Here is a 1,200-nt window from a genome sequence, read left to right as displayed (position 1 = left end):
GGCAGGGTAGACAGCAATTCTCTTTTTAACTACTTTCTTTCGGCATTGCCGAACGAAGGCTGGGAAAAATTAAGCTATATCAAATATGGTACCCAGATCCAGACTTTTGCCAAGGACGACAGGCTCTGCATCATCCGTATCATTGACGGCAGATTAAGAACCGAGCTTCAGATCTGGATCTCCCCAAAAATATAATGCCTGTGGGTAATATAAATTTTGGCATATGCTTTCCTGCCCATATATGATTTTTGACCAGTACCAGGGTCAGCGGGTACACTTGGGCATCACCGGCAGTGTTGCTGCCTACAGAACCCTTGACCTTGTGCGCCTGTTGCAGAAATCATCTTTATCCGTCAGCGCAACCATCACCAGCTCCGGCTGTGCTTTTATAGGTCCTCTCACTTTGAGTGCCCTGGGAGCTGACCCTGTATATACTCCTGACTATTCTCCAGTGGAGCAGCCCTTTGCTCACCTGAGTTCGCAGTTTTCTCCCCATGTCTTCATGGTAGCTCCTGCAACGGCCAATATATTGGCCAAAGCATCCTCAGGAATTGCAGATGATCTTTTATCCACGCAGATCTTGTCCTACCCGGGAAGAGTTCTCTTTGCACCGGCCATGAACCCCAACATGTGGAACAATGCCGCCACCAGGCATAATATCCGACAGCTCAGGGATTTCGGCCACGAGATTATTGAGCCTGACAGTGGAAAGGTAGCCTGTGGTGAACAGGGACAGGGCAGATTTCCTGACATTGCAAGCTTATATTACATATGCCTCAGGGAACTGACCTCTAAGGACATGGTATCCACGAAGGTGCTCATAACAGCCGGTCCCACGCACGAATATTTCGACCTGGTGCGCTACTGGAGCAATCCTTCCAGCGGCAGGATGGGCCTGGCCATTGCATTGGCCCTGTGGCTGAGAGGAGCTGAAATCCATTTTGTCCACGGTCCCATGCAGCCTTTGCTGCCTCTGCCCGGGTTTCATATATACCCTGTTACAACTGCCCGGGACATGTATGACAAGTGCAGCGCACTGTGGCCTGATTGTACCCTGGGAGTATTTAGTGCCGCAGTTGCTGATTTTGCTCCGGAAAAGGCCACGGACTTGAAGTTCAAGAAACAGGGACGTTCGGCTTTGCAGGTAAAAATGAACCCGACACTGGATATTCTGGCGGAAATGAGCGCATCCAGAGCCAG

General features: G+C 50.3%; 1 protein-coding gene and 1 pseudogene. Both read left to right on the top strand.

What is annotated here, in order from left to right:
- Nucleotides 1-195 (top strand): annotated as a pseudogene (locus D5S03_RS12830) (hypothetical protein); the annotation flags it as partial.
- Nucleotides 196-241: 46 nt separating this feature from the next.
- Nucleotides 242-1,200: bifunctional phosphopantothenoylcysteine decarboxylase/phosphopantothenate--cysteine ligase CoaBC (gene coaBC / locus D5S03_RS12825; RefSeq protein WP_287044314.1), on the top strand; the 959-nt coding region annotated here is incomplete at its 3' end.

It is taken from the genome of Desulfonatronospira sp. MSAO_Bac3, from assembly GCF_003838035.1.
Lineage (GTDB): Bacteria > Desulfobacterota > Desulfovibrionia > Desulfovibrionales > Desulfonatronovibrionaceae > Desulfonatronospira > Desulfonatronospira thiodismutans.
Note: the sequence above shows the minus strand (reverse complement) of the source record. Positions and strands in the feature narration are given on the sequence as shown.